The following is a 17,277-nucleotide window of genomic DNA, read 5'->3' as shown; positions in this document are numbered from 1 at the left end:
GAAAAGTGATCTATGTTGCCATATAAAACAACGATGATAAAATGCACTATCGCCAGTTTGAAGTGAAACTACTATGAAAAAGAATGAATTAATTCAAGCAACAAAACCAACTCGCACCCAGCTTATTCGTTCGATAGCAACCTCTACGGCGATTGAAACAGGGCAGGAGTCTCGTCGTCTTGAAGAAGAAATGAAAGCGAAACGTGAGAAGTTTGGGTATTTAAAACTGACTATTTAATTCTCTTGTAAGGCTTCATTAACCCAATATTTCATGGGTTCATAGTTAAGGTTTAACCCAGCGTGGATTGCTGCAATGTACTGCTCGGGGTGTTGAGTCCAACTTTCATAATCTAGTGGCTGGAAACCAGCTTGTACTGCCATCACATCCGCAAGTAAACGCGATAAGCGCCCATTTCCTTCCCTAAAGGGATGTATCAGAATTAATTCCACATGCACCGTGGCAATAGCCTCTATAACTTGTCCTCGGCTCATATTGGTGCAAGGCGTGTACTTTGCTAGATATTCTTTTTCAAATTGATCAAGTAACTTTGCAATACGACCCGCAGGGGCAAACATAAAGCCACCTTTGCTAATATTTACTGTGCGTAATTGACCTGCCCACTCGTAAACATTCCCTAACCATTGGCGCTGCCAACGCTGAATAAGTGATACGGTAATTTGCTCAGTGGGAAATTGTTCTTCAAAAATGGTTTGATACAGTTTTTCTAACAGGACAAGCTCAGCATCATTGATATCATCAATGTTTGAAAGCCCTAGCTTGTTAGCTAGCACTTCTTCATCAGAACCATCAGCAAATTTTCCTTAGCTATTAGATACATCATATCTATTCATTTTATACTCGTCATACTTCAAGTTGCAGCGTTGTTGACTGCGCTCATTCGCACTAGTCACATACTTATGTATGCTCCTAGCGACTCATTTACTTGTCGCCTAGCTGCACCTCGAATTATTTAGAGTATAAGCAGTGGCTAGGTTAAATAAAATAATAACTACCTATAAATCAACAAATTAATTAAGTGTAGGTTAAATTATAGGTTTTGTTTAAAAACTAATAAATATCGTTATATTTCAACGCTAACACACCCATGCATCATAGGTGTATGGGATTCGAAACTTTGGTTTTCTGTCATGTTTTTAACTTGTTGAATATTTGATGTATTTATGGGCTTTTGACTTTCGGCGTAAACGCTATTTTATCTTGTTGTTAGGGTGAATTCGCGGAAAGTTGAAAGGGCGTTTGCGACCCTCATAGTAGCCCAGTTAAGGGAAAACTTGTACTGCTAATAACGGGGAATTTACCTCGCAATGTTATTGCGTGGTGGGGGGGCAACAAAATATGCAGCTTACATCGACTTTGGGTATGAATATTCCACGATAAATTCCTCTATATTATAGGTTACATTAGTACTAAAGAAGTCACTTTTCTATTTTAGTGGCATGACCCTAGCCCCTTATAAAGGGCTAGAGTCATGAAGATTAAAAACTCATTTCATAATACTAATGCAAAAATCTAGTTCACAGAATAACGACTGAATATATAAAATCAATGGAGACAAAGAATGTTATTAAAATAGTAAAAACATTTAAATATTTTTTATAAACCTCTTTGCTAATACGATCCTGTAATTTTAGTCCTGGTTTTTGTGATTTTATTGCTACCAAGCTTAAGAATATACCAATCAGTATCTCTAACAGCCCAAATTTCCCATCAATTCCAAGGATAAATGCTTGGCTGATCTTACTAAATATAAAGCACACATTAAATGCTTGAGACATTACAGCTGGAGAGTACTCGGTATTAGTAAAGTATATTGTTAAAAAAGGAACGGATATATTTACTGCCCCACCCATTATTCCGGCGGTAAATCCAAATAGAAACTGTGAAAATTTACCTGATAAGTTATATTGCTTTAATTGAAATTTTTTTTATTGGTTGTCAACACAGCCATGACCAACATGAAAACAAGTATCCCTTTTAAAAATATTTCACTTGAATGAATCAAAATTTTACTGCCCAACATAGTGCCAGCAGTAACACAAGTCGCAATGAAGATGAATTTATTTATTGTTTCCCTCCAATCACTCTTTCGGAAAATGATTATCAAATTCAAAATTATATTTGGCACTATAGTTATAATCACAGCAGTTTTTATATCAGTCAAAGCAGCGATTAAAGGGGTGGATATTAAAGGAAAACCAACACCTATTAAACCATGAATGAATGAAGATAACGCAATAACTAAAATGATAGAGAATATAATCCAAATGCTAAGTTCTGGTGATAATGCTGATGAAATACTATTCAGCATATAAAATACCATTAAATATTTTTTTTGCTGTTGTGATGTTTGCTGCTTTATTTAGAAATATAGCATCATTATCAATTTTTATATTTAGTGTTAAAGGCAGGGTACCACTTGGGTGTTCTATTATAAATTTCTCAATATTATTATCTGGTTTAAGATATTCATTTATATTAGTTCCTGGTATTTTAGCAGCAGTAGCCAAAGCTAGTCCTGCTGTGATTCCAAATTGAGGATGACAGAATATAGGATCAATATATCTGGCAGCAACAGTACCACCATCGCTTGGGTGTGTAAAAATACAAATTTTTGGTATAGCCATATCTTTGACGTTATCAAATCCCATTAATATCCCTGCTTGAAGGCGTATTTTCAAAAGTTTGCTTTTTAAATCTATGTTATCATCTATTTCTTGCTTTGATTCTAGGCCAGTAAGGCCTAAATCTATTGAGCGTATTATAATGATCGGCATTGCGGCATCAATGCATGTAGTATCTATCCCGCAGATTGTGTCTACTTTTGAACCTGTTGGGAATACCTTTCCGGTAGCTAATCCAATAGCATTTCCAAAGTCTAATTCTATAGGTGAATATTTACGTTGAATACCATCTAATAAAGTATCACCGGCATATTTAACTGTTCCATTCTCAATACGGAATGTTGAATTAACAAACGAATCTGTATTTTTATTGTAAATCTTTAATTTAATTTTATCATTATTTATTTTTGGAACTATGATTTCAGCCTCTATTGCATATGGTCCCGCAGCAGCTAACATATTTCCACAATTTGATGAGTAATCAACTTTATTTTCATCGGGTAGCACTTGTGCAAAAGTAAAATCAATATCTGCATTATTATTTGATTTTTTTATAATGGCAATCCTATTCGATGTAAGGCTACCTCCTCCTATTCCATCATTTTGGCAGTCTAATGGAGAGGAAAAAGCTGATAGAAAAAATGAATTTCTTTCTTCAGTGTCTTGAGGTAAATCGCTTTCATTAAAAAAAGCACCTCTAGCAACACCACCTCTCATTAATATGGTTTTTACTGAATATTTCATTTGATTTTACCTTATCTTTATAAATAATTTGATACTTGAAAACTTTCTGATTGCAGCTCTTGAATTGACTCTTCAATTTTATTCTTGCTAAATGAGTCAATGATAATATTATCAACTATTTGATAGTCACCGTTATGACAAACCACAGGCATTCCAAATATTAATCCAGCTGGAATACCATATTCACCGTTGGAAATAACGGCCATAGTTCGCCATCTCCCATTCGAACCGAATATCCAATCACGCATATGATCTAAAGTGGCGGAGACAGCACCATGCACTGCTGAATAAGGTCTGGTTTCTAGAATTTCAGCACCACGATTAGCCACTTTTTTAATATAGGTGTGTTTTATCCAGTTATTATCTAAAATCGAATGTGCTAACTGATTTTTTATAGTTGTAAATCTTAGATCAGGATATTGGGTTGAAGAATGATTCCCCCAAACAATTACACCATTAATGTCTTCAATTCTTGAATTGGTTTTTAGTGCTAATTGAGATACCGCTCTATTATGGTCGAGACGCATAAGAGCTGTAAATTGCTTTGGATTTATATCTTTTGCATTATTATAGGCAATGAAAGCATTAGTATTCGCTGGATTTCCTACAACGACAACTTTCACTGATTTTTTGGCACACTTATTTATAGATTTTCCTTGCTCCCTAAAAATGGCTGCATTTTCTTCAAGTAAGTCTCCTCTTTCCATTCCTTTTGTTCTAGGGGTCGAGCCTATTAATAGTGCTATATCTGCATCAGTAAATGCTATATCATTTACATCCGTCGCCACGATTTTGTTTAGTAATGGGAAAGCTGAATCTTCTAATTCAATTACAATACCTTTTAAAGCTTCCATTCCTTTTGATGTTTCTAAAAGATGCAAATCTATTTTTTGTTCCGAGCCATATAATTCCCCAGCAGCTATTCTAAATGCAATACTTGAGCCGATTTTACCAGCTGATCCGGTAATAACTATTTTTATAATATTTTCCATAATTCATCTCTTATTATTTAATCTAATTTTATTCCGTATTGAACTTTTCCATTCAATATTCCATTACCATCCAAATTAAGCCTTCTTAGGTCCCTTAATTCAGATTCTGGATATTTAGTTCTTCCGTGGACAATAGAACCATTGTCAGCAATTAACATTTGATTGTTATGAAGCTGGAATGTCACTACATTATTATTATTTTTAAAAAATTCACATAATTCTTTATATATAGGTGCCACTTCCTCGCTTGGTGTTATCTCTGCTGCACCATCTGGAAATCGGAATCTAATTTTAGATCTACCGTTATGTAGATCATAAATCGGTGCTAACGTTTTTTGTGAATTCCTTTTAATTTCAATAGCATCTTTAGAATGAACCAAATGATATGTATCTGGAAATTTTTCTTTTATATGTATGTAAGCAGCCTGCGCACTAGCAATAATCGATAAGCCGCCAACTTTAGATGCGATATTACATTGAAGAGCTAGAATATCCCCAGGAGATGATGAAAAAGAACCATCTGTGTGTAGCTGATGTTCTGAATTTGTAGAATCAAGATGCCCTTTTAACGGATTAAAGGAATTTATAGGAACAACGCCATTAAAATCTGCTCTAGGGTGTGATTTTGGATTACCAAATAAAAATTTAAGATGTAGAAATTCGTCTAGTTGAATTTTATTTTCACCAAAGTCAACAATGGTAAATCCATATTGGTTCAAACAATCAATTAAAGTATTTAGTTTATCAAAGGGAATATTTATTAAGGAATCAATGTTAATCTGTACTTTTGATACATCAAAACTAAAATCAAAAGGGAATTTATTATTTCTATTAATGAAGGTCATATATATATCAGTATGTTGATTGAAATGGGAGTTCGCGTTAATTGAATGTTAGTTATATGTGAATTTTACATTGAATGTCAACTCTGAAGTTAATAAATATTTTATTGAATTGACATGAGGTGCTTATTGCTGGAATTAATTAAACTAGATCGCATTTAAATTTTTTCATGAGGAATAATTTGAATTAATTTAATTTCAAATAAGTGATATTTTTTTTTGAGATTGCGAAGGTTTTTTCTCATACGTTGATGAATTAATAAATCGATTGAATTAGTTTTAAATAAATGTATAAAACGGGATATTGAATTAAATCCTAATAAAATAAGAACTTCATTGCATTCACTTTCCTTTAAATTTGAGAGGCTATTATGAAAAACCTCCTATTTAAAAAAGATTCTTCTGTGGGCTTGTCATCCCTAGAAATGTTAATCGCATTACCGGTGGGCGAAACTTAATTGAACTCATGATGAATGTGTATTCAACATTTCCAACGCTAACTCGATCCATGCCGTAGCCCGACGACTTGGATGGGATTCTTTTAATGCAGGCTTAATACGGTCTCATCCCGAGCTGTTAGCTGCAACTTGAAAGCTCTAGGGTATATGGTATCGTACGCGTCAGAAATACCTTTAAGAGAGCCCGTCACGGTGGAAAAAAAGAAAACCTTCCCGCAGCAGAAAAGCGGTTTGCACCCGCGTAACCGTCATCGCTCGCGCTATGATTTCCCGGCGTTGATCGCCAGTTGTCCTGCACTGGAGCCGTTCGTCAAACCGAACGCATGGGGCGACATCTCGGTAGATTTTGCCGATCCTACGGCAGTTAAAATGCTCAACCGTGCGTTGCTGCAACATTTTTATGGCATCGAACACTGGGACATTCCCGCCGGTTATCTGTGCCCGCCGATCCCCGGGCGTGCCGACTATTTGCACCATCTGGCTGACCTGCTGGCGACTAGCAACGGCGGTGAGATCCCTCGAGGTAAAGGCGTGGCTATCCTTGATGTGGGCGTTGGTGCCAACTGTATTTATCCGATCGTTGGCCTGCGTGAATACGGCTGGCGTTTTACCGGTTCGGAGGTTGAACCAGTATCGCTCAATGCGGCCAAAATGATCGTGGAGATGAATCCGACGCTGAGAAACAGCGTGCGTCTGCGTTTGCAAAAACAATCCGAATTTATTTTGAACGGCATCATCGGCGTGGCGGAGAAATTTGATGCCACAATGTGTAATCCTCCGTTCCATAGCTCTGAACAGGAAGCGCAAGCCAGCACCCGCCGCAAACTGCACAAGCTGGGTAAAGGCGAGGTAGCCGACACGCCGGTACAGAACTTTGGTGGAAAAAATAAAGAGCTATGGTGTGAAGGCGGTGAAGAAGCCTTTGTACGCAAAATGGTAGAGGAGAGCGTTAGCCTAGCGCAAAACTGCCTGTGGTTTACCTCGTTGATTTCTAAAAGCACGACCTTGCCTTCGATTTATCACGCGTTGAAGCAGGTGGGGGCGGCCGAAGTCCGTACCATTGAAATGGCGCAGGGGCAAAAAATCAGTCGCTTCGTGGCCTGGACTTTCCACGACGCACAACAGCAGGTCGCCTGGGCGGCAGAACGCTGGCGTTAATTTCTCTGGTGTCGGTTATTTAACCGGCACCAATAAAATCTCGCATTTCCCTTTCAATTTCTGCATGTCGCGTTATTCTCAATATGTTTTCCTAAAACAAGCTTGTCTAACTTAAAGGTGTCTATCAAGTTGGTGGCTATTCAGTTATAACCCATTATTATGGTTCATAATGATGAGGGCATATTCAACATTTCCAACGCTAATTCATTCCATGCTATTGCCCGGCGGCTTGGATGGGACTCTTTTAATGTTGCCAATGCTAGCTCATAGGCCAAAACAGGCTCTGTAATTGGAATAATAGAAAGCCCCCCAATATGATTCTTTTTCCACATACCTTCAGGGAGTAATGTTACACCAACTCCTGCACGTACCATTGCCATCACAAGATCTATATGCCCACTACGTCCTGCGATAATCGGTTTTTTACCATGAATCCCGCATGCATTAACAATTAACTCATTAATTCGGAAACTATCTTGAAAGAAGATAAATGGTTCATTCAGAATTTCTGCAAACTTAACACTATTTTGGGTGGATAATGGATGCTTATTGTTCACTAATAGCATCAATCGGTCGGTAGCAAATCGGTATAAATGAAATTGTTGTTCATCAAATGGAGACATTACCGCAGCCGTTTCTATGTCTCCTTTGAGCATGGCATTCATCATATGGTTTGAACTTAATTCAATGATCTGCAACTCGACTTGTGGATATTTTTGGCTAAATACCATGATGATATCGGCAAAATAGGTCGAAGCGATAACAGGCGGTAAACCGACCTTCAAGACCCCTGTGAGAGGACCTGATTTGTCTTTTAGTGCGTTATTAAGACTGTCGAATTGCGCCAAAATTTGCTGAGCATGGCGAAATAAAATCTCACCATCATCGGTCAGTTTCACACCGTCGGTCTCGCGGATCAGTAAGGCCGTTTCAAGTTCTTGTTCTAATTTTTGAATGCTGCGGCTGATTGCTGGTTGGGTGACGCATAATTTGTCTGCCGCTCGGCTAAAGTTATTTTGTTGTACCACTTCGACAAAGTAGCGTAATCCTCGAATGTCCATCGTGACCTCTATTACATTTTGTTATAGCTATAATAATTATAAATAATTTCCGTTAATGTAACATTAGGGCTAATAATAATAAAAGGCTGAATAATCAGTCGAAATTATTATTAGGAATTACATTATGAAAACGGTTATCGAATATGTTCTTGAGCGCTTGCAAACCTTGGGGATCAACGAAGTTTTTGGGGTCGCAGGTGACTATGCTTTTCCTATTGAAGATGCAGTTTGTGCAAGTGAAACATTGCGTTGGATTGGTAACTGTAATGAGTTAAATGCCGCTTATGCCGCGGATGGTTACGCAAGAATCAAAGGCGTTGCGGCACTTTCGACAACATTTGGCGTGGGTGAACTCAGCGCGTTGAATGGTCTTGCGGGGTCTTATGCTGAGCATTTACCGGTCTTCCATTTAGTGGGAATGCCCGCGAGTGCTGTTCAGAAAAACCATCGTCTTGTTCACCATACTTTAGGTAACGGTGATTTTGATGTGTTTTATCAAATAAGCCAGCATTTGAGCTGTGCTCATGCGATATTGACCCCAGAAAATTGCATTGATGAAACCGAGCGATTAATTACCACTGCGCTGAAGGAGCGTCGCCCAGTCTATATGGGGATCCCATCTGATTACGCGGTGATGCCAGTCATTGCTAATGCACAACATAAAAAATCTGCTCAAAATGAAAAAACTGAACCACCGAAAAGTGATGAGCAGTCACTTGATGCAGCAGTGAATGCCATTGTAGATAAACTCAATGCCAGCCAAAAAGCCTGTATTATTCCGGGGATCCTGGCAGCGCGTCTAGGATATTCGGATGATGTGCAGGCAATTATTGATAAGACAGGGCTGCCGTATGCGACGATGTTTATGGATAAAAGCATCGTGAGCGAATCTAACCCGACATATATGGGAATTTATAATGGCAAATTAATGAATGCTCAAGTGGGAGAGTTTGTTGAAAGTTGCGACTGTATTTTAGGCATTGGCGCGGTATTAACGGATTTCAATTCAGGCAGTTTTACGGCATCGATTTCCCCTGATCAAGGTATTAATATTTTAGCGGATCAAGTGAAAGTGGGGTCTGCGATTTACCCAAATGTGAGGATGAAAGAGGTATTGGATAAACTGCAAATATTAGCACCTTCGTTAAAACATCACGGTATTGCAGCTCAAGGATTGGGTGAGCCTCGACAAGGCGATAATGGGCAAATAACTGCACAATATTTGTATCCGCGCTTAGAGAAAATGTTCAAAGAGCACGATATTGTGATTGGAGAAACAGGGACTGCATCAATGGGGTTGGTTTTTGCTTTACTGCCTAAAGATGCTCAGTTTCATAACCAAACATTATGGGGGTCAATTGGCTGGGCAACGCCAGCGGCATTTGGCGCAGCAATTGCGGCACCCAATAAGCGCGTGATCTTAGTGACGGGGGAAGGTTCACATCAATTAACGGCGCAAGAAATTAGTCAGTTTGCACGTTTTGGATTAAAACCGATTGTTTTTGTGCTTAATAATGATGGTTATTTAATTGAACGATTATTATGTAAAGAGCCTGAAGCTTACTATAACGATTTACCGCGGTGGAATTATGCTCAATTGCCAGCGGCATTAGGGTGCACTGATTGGTATTGCCAAAAAGTCACCACTTGCGATGAGTTAGATTTCGCCATTAAACAGGCTGAAGTAATAGATTCAGCTGCGTATATTGAGATAGTCATGGATAGATATGCCGCTTCAGATCTGGCTGAAAAAATAGGTCAGTCTGTGGCATCGTTGTATTCGTTTTAACATGAGGCTGAGCCATATTTTTAGCGTTGATTTAAAACGTTAGAAATCGCATAAATAAAAGCAATTTATGCTAAGTTTCGCATGATATTAAATTTGATATTCATCGCTACATTCTTTATTTTAATAGGTAAATATAATCATATATTAGCAGGCAAGTAATATTCTTTTTATGATGTTCATGATTTAATTCTCTAAAAAAGAATGTATTTAAATGAGAGACGTTATTTTAATAAAAGGTGAGTTTGATGAATAAATTAAAAATAGCATTGGTTTCTTTAATGTTTTTAAGTCCATTTGCGATGAGTGCAACTGAGATTAATTATATTCAGTCCATGGAAATGAAATTAGTTGGCAATATTAATATCGTAATGAATGCAGCGACAACAACGGATTATGTGAATGCAGTTTCACAAAAAGCGGATGATGCGGGTGCAAAATACTTTATTATTACCTCAGTGAACTCTGAAGGTGAAGGTAACGATATTTCAATCAATGCTAGCTTATACAATAAATAGTCTATATTTATATTTTATGCGTCGTGATCCCCTGCACTTAAGTTGTCGTTAAGTGCAGTTTTTTTATGTACCATTCATTTTAGCCGTAAGGCTCCCACCTTATTGAATCACCAAGAATACAAACAAAAATTTAATTTTATCTGTGTTAAGATTTTAGCTAAAGATATCCATTATCAGTTGTTCAGGAAGGGATCTCAGTCTTATGTCTGAAGTATTAACTCAGTGGTTAATGGAATATGGCTATTGGGCTGTATTTCTTGGCGCGATGCTTGAAGGGGAAACGGCTGCTTTTCTATCGGGAGTGGCCGCACATAATCAATTACTCTCTTATCCTTTGACGATGTTATTTGCGGCGCTTGGTGGTGTCGTCAGTGACAATGTGCTTTTTTTTGTCGGGCGTTATGCGGGTGCTCGGGTATTACCGAGATTTCAAAAACATCAAAGTAAGATTGTACGGGTTCAGCAGTTAATACAACGCCATGAAAATTGGATTATTATTGGGATCCGCTTTGCGTATGGAATGAGAACTGTTGGACCAATTATTATTGGTGCCAGCAAGGTAAATCCACTCAGATTTTTTGCATTAAATATCCTTGGCGGAGCCATTTGGGGATGTTTGATTGTATCGGCGGGTTACTTTGTCAGCTCCCTTGTCTTTGCGCTCCCATTTCACCCACATTTCTCTTGGCTAGCTATCATTGTATTGGTGATTATTGGAGTTTGGTGGATCCGCCGGAGGCGACGCTGAAAAGCTCGCCGTTTATGATTGTGAGCCACCGTAGCCTTGGGTGGCTAAGTGTCATTATTTAAGATGTTTTGGTGTTTCTGACCTGATTATTTTTCCCATTGCTTGCAGTAAATCTGAGGCTTCATATCTGTCGGTTACGATTTCAATATAGGCGGCAGTATCTATTCTTTCGAGTGTATTGAGAACTCGATCGAGTTCGTCGCAAGTGGTGACTTTCTGACAATACCAATTTTTGCACCCAAGGGTTGCGGGAAGCTGAGCATAGTTCCAAGGGTGGACATCGTTGTAATAGGCCTCGGGTTCATGGCAGAAAAGGCGCTCAATTAAATAGCCATCATTATTGAGAACGAAAATAAGAGGTTTCAGCCCCCAGCGGGCAAATAAGCTAATTTCTTGCGCGGTTAATTGATGAGAGCCTTCGCCGGTAGCTAGGATCACCCGCCGATGAGGCGCAGCAAGCGCTGCACCTAGTGCTGCAGGGGTTGCCCAGCCAATCGAACCCCATAGGGATTGAGTTTGAAAAGAAACTTCTTTAGGTAGAAGTGCAAATCCTAGCCCCATGGAGAATGTCCCAGTGTCCGCTATCACGATGTCATTTTGCTTAATGAATTGTTCAAATCGCGGATATAAATAATCACTGGTTATTTTTCCGTTGTCATTTTTGGTTGGTTCGCCTAAGCCGTGAACTTTTATCGAGCTATTCGGAATAAATGCCAGAATATCTTTTAACTCAGAAAGTAGTTCATAGATATAGACATCAGGATAGACCGTTGAATCGATAACCACATAATTGTCCATTATATGGATCATATTATTAGTGCAAAGATCCGCGGTGAAACACCCTGTATTCACATCACTCATCACCGCGCCAATATTTAGAATACAATCGCAGCTTTCAATAAACTCAGCAATGTCAGGGTTCATTAAATGCCCACTGTACATGCCTATATATTGTGAGTGGGTTTCATTTAAAACGCCTTTATCCATAAACATTGTGGCATAAGGTAAGTGAGTGACTTTAATCAGTGCTTCCGCTTCTTTGACTAAATCAAACCGTGATATGAGTGAACCCAGTAAGGCGCATGGGGATTCACTGTGGTTGAGTTTATTGACGATTAAACTGAGGACTTTTTTTAAGGTATCAGGACGACTACTTGGTAATGTGAGGGGTTTGATGCTCTGCACAACGATGCGTTTCACGGCATGATCAGCAGGAATGCCAATATAAACTGGGCGTCTTTGAGCAAAAGCCTGAGCGATTAAACGGGTCATTTCACTAATACAGTTTTCTGGTGTCAAAATCGCGTGTGCACACGAAAAGGATTGAGCGACGTTGTAAAATACTTCGAAATCACCATTACCTAAAGTATGGTGCATAATCGTCTGATTTTTTTGGATATGGCTGGCAGGCATCCCAACTAAATGGAAAATAGGTAATCTTTCTGCATAAGCCCCTGCAATGCCATTTAACGCACTCAATTCTCCAACCGCGAAAGTACTGGCAAGTGCTGCGACACCTTTCAAACGGGCATAACCATCTGCGGCATAGGCGGCATTTAATTCATTACAGTTTCCTACCCAACGTAAATTTGGGGAGGCACAGACGGCATCATTAATAGGAAAGGCATAATCACCTGCAACACCAAAAATATCATTAATGCCAAGAGACTGTAATCTGGATAAAACATGTTCAATGACGGTTTGGATCATGTAATTTCTCCATATTGGTATTAAACTAGCCGATAATTATTGGTTTTGTTTTTAATTTTCAGTCAATTATTTCAAAATGCATATAGATAATAGTAGATGGAATAACCAAGAGGAGAGTGTTTTTTTTATTAGAAGTGGTAATAAAAAGAGTCATTAAGATGAGGATTGGACAAAAAAGATGATAAAAGACATAAAAAAGGCATTCAAGAGAATAAATTTAATCTTTTGAATGCCATAGAATAAATTAAAATTAACGTTGTGCTGCGGTCACCATCACTTCAACGAGTACCTGCTCCCTAGCCATATTCGCTTCAACAGCGGCGCGAGCAGGGCTAAATTCAGCTGGCATCCAAGCTTCCCAAACGGTATTAAAGTCAGCAAAATCACGCTTCATGTCTTTTATCCACACTTGAGCAGATAAAATACGGGTTTTATCACTGTTGCTAGCGGCTAATAATGCGTCAATTTTGTTTAATACATCTTGGGTTTGAGCGGTAATATCTTTGCTTAAATCCGTAGGTACTTGTCCAGATAAGTAAACTAATCCAGCATATTCAACGCTATCTGCTAAGCGTGGTTTTGGGTTATTACGTTTAATGGACATTAATTACCTCGTTAATCCTTCTAGTGAAATAGGGGAGCGTTGCTGGGTAATTAGCTGAGTTAATATCTCTGCGCTACCCGCTGCTAATGTAAAACCTAAACTGCCGTGACCCACATTGAGCCATAAGTTGCTGTGTGTCGTCTTGCCTAACATTGGCGGTCCCTTTGGTGTTGACGGACGTAAACCGCACCATGTTTCTGCTTCATCAATTTTAGGTAAATTTGGGAATGTTTTTTTAATAATGTTTTTTAATGCAGAAATTCTGTTTTCTCGTAATCCAAATTTGTCATAACCAATATCGACCATGGCTGCGATGCGTAATTGATCATTAAGTTTGGCGTAGACAATTTTATTGCCGTAGTCGGTCACGCTAAGTTTAGGAACGATATGCGCCATTTCTGGGTATTTCACGCTGAGGCTATAGCCTTTTAAGCCGAGAATTGGTACTTCAATGCCAAGGGGTTTTAATAACTCACGGCTACCATTGCCTGCACAAATCACCACATCATCTGCTTGAATTGTGCCTTGATCTGTTTCTACACCCGTAATGGTATTGCCTAGTTTAATAAAGGATTTGACCGAGTGCTCAAGACATAATGTAAATTGCGGCTGTGTTGATAAATAAGCCAGAATATTCTTGCAGAATAAATAGCAATCTGCGGTTTCATCATCGGGGGCGTAAATCGCGCCCACTAATTGCGATTGTATATTCTTTAATGCAGGCTCTAATTCAACGATTTCATTGGCGTTAAGGACTTTTTGAAATTCTTTATCCACGGTTTCACTGGCTTTTTTAAAGCTAGATTGCTCGCGATGGATAATTAATTTCCCTGATTTTTCCCAAGCGAAATCGGCAATATCACCATTCGTACGCCAAGTATTCATAACATTTTGGCTGAGTAGTGATAATCGTAATAAATGAGCTCCATTAATTTTATTGGTTGTGCGGTTACAGGCTAAGGTGAATTGGGTCATCCAAGAAAGCTGTTGTAATGTAAAATCGATTCTCAAATTTAATGGGGAATCATTTTTACCCATCCAGCGTAAGCCTTGTAATGGAACGCCCGCATCCGCAAGTGGCGAAACATAGCGATAACTTAATTGTCCACCATTGGCAAAGCTGGTTTCCATGCCAACGTCAGAATCAGATTCAATTAATGTGACGGTTTGACCCGCTTTAATTAAAGCATATGCGGTACTTAATCCAATCACTCCAGCACCGATCACTACCACATGTTTAGTCATAATATTCCGCAACCAATAATAACTTAGGAGTTATCATTTAACGGCGAATAGTCAGACTAAACAATTGAGTTTTCATCACCAGAGTATAACTTTTGGTTAACTACTGCGTTGCGTTTTTTTAGTATTAGCGACAAGGTATTTACATAATTTTGTGCGGCTTTTGTGAGCGGTCTATCCGCGCGATGGAAAACGGATACGGCTAAATGCAAATTTTCTTTAAGAGGGTAAATCATCGATTCTGGTAGGGTATGTTCCGCAGAAAAAATATCGGTAATACTGCAACCTAGGCCGGCACGAACGAACTCCGCCGCCATGTGGTAGGTGTGTACGCTGATATTGGATTCTTGGAATTCATGCCTCTGCTGTAGCAGTTGAGAGAGGGAATCGGAGCCAGGGTGGATCCAGCGGTCTTGGTCGATATCCACCAGTGAAACGGGAGATTTCACGGGAGTCTGGCTATCCACATAGACGAGAGGAATATCAGCAACAGGCAATACGGTGATCCCACCTTCAATGGCCAAATTAAATGCGATGCCAATATCGAGATCTTGCTGAGTTAATAATTGCAAAATATCAGTGGTGTGATGGGTACCAATAGTGAGTTTGATATTTGGATGTTTTTTAATAAACAGTGCGGTGACTTCAGGCACTAAGTTAAGCCCCAGACTAGGTAAACACCCAATAGCCAACTTACCTTGTGGGTTTCTAGATAAATTCTGCGCCAAAATTCTGAGTCTATCTAAATTCTGATAAACCTCTTTTGCCTCTTCAAATAATAAATTGGCTTCATCTGTTGGCAGTAATTTCCCTCGGATCCGTTGGAATAAAACGAGCCCCAATTGCTGTTCAGCATGTTTTAGGGCTTTACTCGCCGCTGGCTGGGAAATATGCAGAACTTCTGCTGCGCGAGTGAGTGAACCGCAGGTCATCACTGCATAAAAGATATCAAGGTGCCTTAATTTCATTATTGGTCGTCCATGGTTAGAACTGGGCAATACTTTGCATTTTTTCTTATTCTACAGAAAAAAATGTCATGGATCCGATATCGGGGTCACTTACCAGAAATGAAAAATGCCGGCTCATATACTTTTGGTTATGAGCCGGCATATGTTATTAAGGATTATGCGATGGCTGCGCCTAATTCAATATATAGCTTGATGATGATACTGTTGGTGATATCCACCAGGAACGCACCGACCATCGGTACCACTAAGAAGGCTTTGTGTGATGGGCTGAATGCACGAGTAATGGTTTGCATGTTGGCGATTGCCGTTGGCGTTGCCCCCATCCCGAACCCACAGTGACCTGCACTGATAACGACGGCATCATAGTCACTGCCCATCATTTTGAAGGTGACAAAGCAGGCGAATAGCACCATCACAACGGTTTGTACCGCAATAATGATTAACACTGGGCCTGCCATGCTAGCTAATTGACCGAACTTTAATGACATTAGTGCAATAGCAAGGAATAACGAGAGCGCCACGCTGCCTAATACGTCAACCGTCGGTTCAAAAACTTCATGTTTAAATACGTGAGTTAAGACGTTACGGATGATGATACCGACAAACAGACACCAAACGAAAGTTGGTAAGTGCAATGGCGTATCTTTTACTAACTCACTGATATAGCTACCCGCAACGATACAGATAATCAGCATTGAAATGGTTTCAATGATGTTATTGGCGTTGATTTTTCTTTTTACCGCTGGTTGCTCAAATGCTTCAAGGATGGTCTCTTTTTCTTGCTCAGTCGCTGTTGGGATTGTCACTTTTTTCAGTAAGTGGCGAGCGACGGGCCCACCGACAAGTCCACCTAGAACCAGACCCATAGTTGCACAAGCCATCGCCAGTTCAACCGCTCCAGTTACGCCATATTTATCGGCAAGGATAGGGCCCCAAGCACCGGCGTTACCGTGACCGCCTGTTAATGTGATTGAACCCGCAATTAGACCGATAAATGGACTTTCGTTTAGCATGACGGCTAGGCCCATGCCCACTGCGTTTTGGATCACAATTAAAATGGTAACAGCAAGTGTTAAAATAACGAGAGGTTTCCCGCCTTTTATTAATCGCGAAAAATCTGAACTTAAACCAATTGATGAGAAGAAGGCTATCATCAATGTGCTTTGTAATGAGGTATCAAACGAGAAGGTATAGCCTGCCGCTTTATCAACAATTAATAAAACGATAGCAACAATAAATCCACCGACAACAGCATCAGGAATATGGTTTTTCTGTAGAAAAGGGCTGATTTTCACCACAATCATCCCAATAAGCAGCGCTAAGCATGCAAACAATAGCGTATAGCTGGCATCTAGTGTCATTATTTTTACCTCACATTTGTTTACCAGAGCATTCACTTTTGCAATTTAACATTAGTGTTAAATGAAGTTACTTTGCTTAACTTTTGTTTAACAATGAGTTTTGTTGAGGTTGATATAACTTTTAGTTAAGTGAATCGTTCGAAAAAAGTACAATCATTGATTGGTTTAAGTCATTACTAGAGGGTTATTTAATCAATGAAATCACTAATGATTGGTTATTACATTGATTTAATAAGGTATTTTTATTTCTCTCATATAGTGGGAAAATTACGTCATTTTATCGTCTTTTTTCGAGCGCCAGCGCTGGCGTTAAGTCGTGGTAATTGTTGGAAATGTGATGGGTGGCATAAAAGCCGCTATATTGTTAATGAATGTTAAAAAATTGCAACGTAACTCACACTTTAGTCAGTTTTGATGACGATGAATCTGCTTTTTCTGCGTC

17 protein-coding genes are annotated in these 17,277 nt (G+C 39.1%); 5 read left to right on the top strand and 12 right to left on the bottom strand.

The window, feature by feature from the left end; genetic code table 11:
• Positions 1-73 precede the first annotated feature (73 nt).
• Positions 74-238 carry a hypothetical protein gene (locus LDO73_RS13770; protein ID WP_224058668.1) on the top strand — a complete coding sequence of 55 codons (165 nt, stop codon included), beginning with the start codon at positions 74-76 and terminating at the stop codon, positions 236-238.
• Here LDO73_RS13770 and LDO73_RS13765 read toward each other — a convergent pair.
• The 6 genes from LDO73_RS13765 to LDO73_RS13740 form a co-directional block, all read right to left on the bottom strand.
• Positions 235-792, bottom strand: a complete 558-nt coding sequence (locus tag LDO73_RS13765; protein WP_224058666.1) for a Fic/DOC family protein — start codon at positions 790-792, stop codon at positions 235-237. The genes LDO73_RS13770 and LDO73_RS13765 overlap by 4 nt on opposite strands.
• 744 nt (positions 793-1,536) lie before the next feature.
• Positions 1,537-1,872 carry a hypothetical protein gene (locus LDO73_RS18165; protein ID WP_224058665.1) on the bottom strand — a complete coding sequence of 112 codons (336 nt, stop codon included), beginning with the start codon at positions 1,870-1,872 and terminating at the stop codon, positions 1,537-1,539.
• 59 nt (positions 1,873-1,931) lie between these two features.
• On the bottom strand, positions 1,932-2,330 hold the full coding sequence (locus LDO73_RS13755; RefSeq protein ID WP_224058663.1) for a TSUP family transporter: 399 nt from the start codon (positions 2,328-2,330) through the stop codon (positions 1,932-1,934).
• Positions 2,320-3,387 carry a PrpF domain-containing protein gene (locus LDO73_RS13750; protein WP_224058662.1) on the bottom strand — a complete coding sequence of 356 codons (1,068 nt, stop codon included), beginning with the start codon at positions 3,385-3,387 and terminating at the stop codon, positions 2,320-2,322. Before LDO73_RS13750 ends, LDO73_RS13755 begins: the two co-directional genes overlap by 11 nt.
• A 17-nt stretch (positions 3,388-3,404) precedes the next feature.
• Entirely contained in the window at positions 3,405-4,379 is a 975-nt protein-coding gene (locus tag LDO73_RS13745; protein WP_224058660.1) for a malate dehydrogenase, read from the bottom strand.
• A gap of 17 nt (positions 4,380-4,396) precedes the next feature.
• Positions 4,397-5,224, bottom strand: coding sequence for a TauD/TfdA family dioxygenase (locus LDO73_RS13740; protein WP_224058659.1), 828 nt, complete (start codon positions 5,222-5,224; stop codon positions 4,397-4,399).
• Positions 5,225-5,871: 647 nt separating this feature from the next.
• On the opposite strand from LDO73_RS13740, the gene rlmF reads away from it, so the two are divergent.
• Positions 5,872-6,837 carry a 23S rRNA (adenine(1618)-N(6))-methyltransferase RlmF gene (gene rlmF, locus LDO73_RS13735; RefSeq protein ID WP_224058658.1) on the top strand — a complete coding sequence of 322 codons (966 nt, stop codon included), beginning with the start codon at positions 5,872-5,874 and terminating at the stop codon, positions 6,835-6,837.
• A gap of 164 nt (positions 6,838-7,001) precedes the next feature.
• Here rlmF and LDO73_RS13730 read toward each other — a convergent pair whose 3' ends face one another.
• Positions 7,002-7,898 (bottom strand): LysR family transcriptional regulator, encoded by an 897-nt coding sequence (locus LDO73_RS13730; protein WP_224058656.1) that lies wholly within the window; start codon positions 7,896-7,898, stop codon positions 7,002-7,004.
• A 124-nt stretch (positions 7,899-8,022) separates the two neighbouring features.
• Here LDO73_RS13730 and LDO73_RS13725 point away from each other — a divergent pair, with 124 nt between their 5' ends.
• The 3 genes from LDO73_RS13725 to LDO73_RS13715 all read left to right on the top strand — a co-directional run bounded on the left by LDO73_RS13725 (position 8,023) and on the right by LDO73_RS13715 (position 10,950).
• Complete coding sequence (locus tag LDO73_RS13725) at positions 8,023-9,687, top strand: alpha-keto acid decarboxylase family protein (protein ID WP_224058654.1); 1,665 nt, start codon at positions 8,023-8,025, stop codon at positions 9,685-9,687.
• Between the two features lie 245 nt (positions 9,688-9,932).
• Positions 9,933-10,202: a DUF1471 domain-containing protein gene (locus tag LDO73_RS13720; protein ID WP_224058651.1), complete on the top strand. Its 270-nt coding sequence runs from the start codon at positions 9,933-9,935 to the stop codon at positions 10,200-10,202.
• 202 nt (positions 10,203-10,404) lie between these two features.
• The gene (locus LDO73_RS13715) at positions 10,405-10,950 is read left to right on the top strand and encodes a DedA family protein (RefSeq protein WP_224058648.1); all 546 of its coding nucleotides are present in this window, start codon (positions 10,405-10,407) and stop codon (positions 10,948-10,950) included.
• Between the two features lie 54 nt (positions 10,951-11,004).
• On the opposite strand, the gene LDO73_RS13710 is transcribed toward LDO73_RS13715, so the two are convergent.
• The 5 genes from LDO73_RS13710 to gltS form a co-directional block, all read right to left on the bottom strand.
• Positions 11,005-12,660, bottom strand: a complete 1,656-nt coding sequence (locus LDO73_RS13710) for an alpha-keto acid decarboxylase family protein (RefSeq protein ID WP_224058645.1) — start codon at positions 12,658-12,660, stop codon at positions 11,005-11,007.
• 250 nt (positions 12,661-12,910) lie between these two features.
• Complete coding sequence (locus LDO73_RS13705; protein WP_224058644.1) at positions 12,911-13,264, bottom strand: RidA family protein; 354 nt, start codon at positions 13,262-13,264, stop codon at positions 12,911-12,913.
• Between the two features lie 3 nt (positions 13,265-13,267).
• Positions 13,268-14,509: a D-amino acid dehydrogenase gene (locus tag LDO73_RS13700; protein ID WP_224058643.1), complete on the bottom strand. Its 1,242-nt coding sequence runs from the start codon at positions 14,507-14,509 to the stop codon at positions 13,268-13,270.
• 56 nt (positions 14,510-14,565) lie between these two features.
• Entirely contained in the window at positions 14,566-15,474 is a 909-nt protein-coding gene (locus LDO73_RS13695) for a LysR family transcriptional regulator (protein WP_154602378.1), read from the bottom strand.
• 155 nt (positions 15,475-15,629) lie between these two features.
• Positions 15,630-16,835 (bottom strand): sodium/glutamate symporter, encoded by a 1,206-nt coding sequence (gltS, locus tag LDO73_RS13690; RefSeq protein WP_224058642.1) that lies wholly within the window; start codon positions 16,833-16,835, stop codon positions 15,630-15,632.
• Positions 16,836-17,277: the final 442 nt, after the last annotated feature.

Origin of the sequence: Providencia alcalifaciens (assembly GCF_915403165.1) — a bacterium.
In the GTDB taxonomy this organism is placed as follows: domain Bacteria; phylum Pseudomonadota; class Gammaproteobacteria; order Enterobacterales; family Enterobacteriaceae; genus Providencia; species Providencia alcalifaciens_C.
This window is presented reverse-complemented; position numbering and strand designations above follow the sequence as displayed.

Coding starts and splice junctions, on each gene's coding strand:
- LDO73_RS13710 (WP_224058645.1), bottom strand. CDS start 12,660: ATGATCCAAACCGTCATTGAACATGTTTTATCCAGATTACAGTCTCTT.
- LDO73_RS13730 (WP_224058656.1), bottom strand. CDS start 7,898: ATGGACATTCGAGGATTACGCTACTTTGTCGAAGTGGTACAACAAAAT.
- LDO73_RS13720 (WP_224058651.1), top strand. CDS start 9,933: ATGAATAAATTAAAAATAGCATTGGTTTCTTTAATGTTTTTAAGTCCA.
- LDO73_RS13725 (WP_224058654.1), top strand. CDS start 8,023: ATGAAAACGGTTATCGAATATGTTCTTGAGCGCTTGCAAACCTTGGGG.
- LDO73_RS13750 (WP_224058662.1), bottom strand. CDS start 3,387: ATGAAATATTCAGTAAAAACCATATTAATGAGAGGTGGTGTTGCTAGA.
- LDO73_RS13745 (WP_224058660.1), bottom strand. CDS start 4,379: ATGGAAAATATTATAAAAATAGTTATTACCGGATCAGCTGGTAAAATC.
- gltS (WP_224058642.1), bottom strand. CDS start 16,835: ATGACACTAGATGCCAGCTATACGCTATTGTTTGCATGCTTAGCGCTG.
- LDO73_RS13770 (WP_224058668.1), top strand. CDS start 74: ATGAAAAAGAATGAATTAATTCAAGCAACAAAACCAACTCGCACCCAG.
- LDO73_RS13695 (WP_154602378.1), bottom strand. CDS start 15,474: ATGAAATTAAGGCACCTTGATATCTTTTATGCAGTGATGACCTGCGGT.
- LDO73_RS13740 (WP_224058659.1), bottom strand. CDS start 5,224: ATGACCTTCATTAATAGAAATAATAAATTCCCTTTTGATTTTAGTTTT.
- LDO73_RS13715 (WP_224058648.1), top strand. CDS start 10,405: ATGTCTGAAGTATTAACTCAGTGGTTAATGGAATATGGCTATTGGGCT.
- LDO73_RS13700 (WP_224058643.1), bottom strand. CDS start 14,509: ATGACTAAACATGTGGTAGTGATCGGTGCTGGAGTGATTGGATTAAGT.
- LDO73_RS18165 (WP_224058665.1), bottom strand. CDS start 1,872: ATGGGTGGGGCAGTAAATATATCCGTTCCTTTTTTAACAATATACTTT.
- LDO73_RS13755 (WP_224058663.1), bottom strand. CDS start 2,330: ATGCTGAATAGTATTTCATCAGCATTATCACCAGAACTTAGCATTTGG.
- LDO73_RS13705 (WP_224058644.1), bottom strand. CDS start 13,264: ATGTCCATTAAACGTAATAACCCAAAACCACGCTTAGCAGATAGCGTT.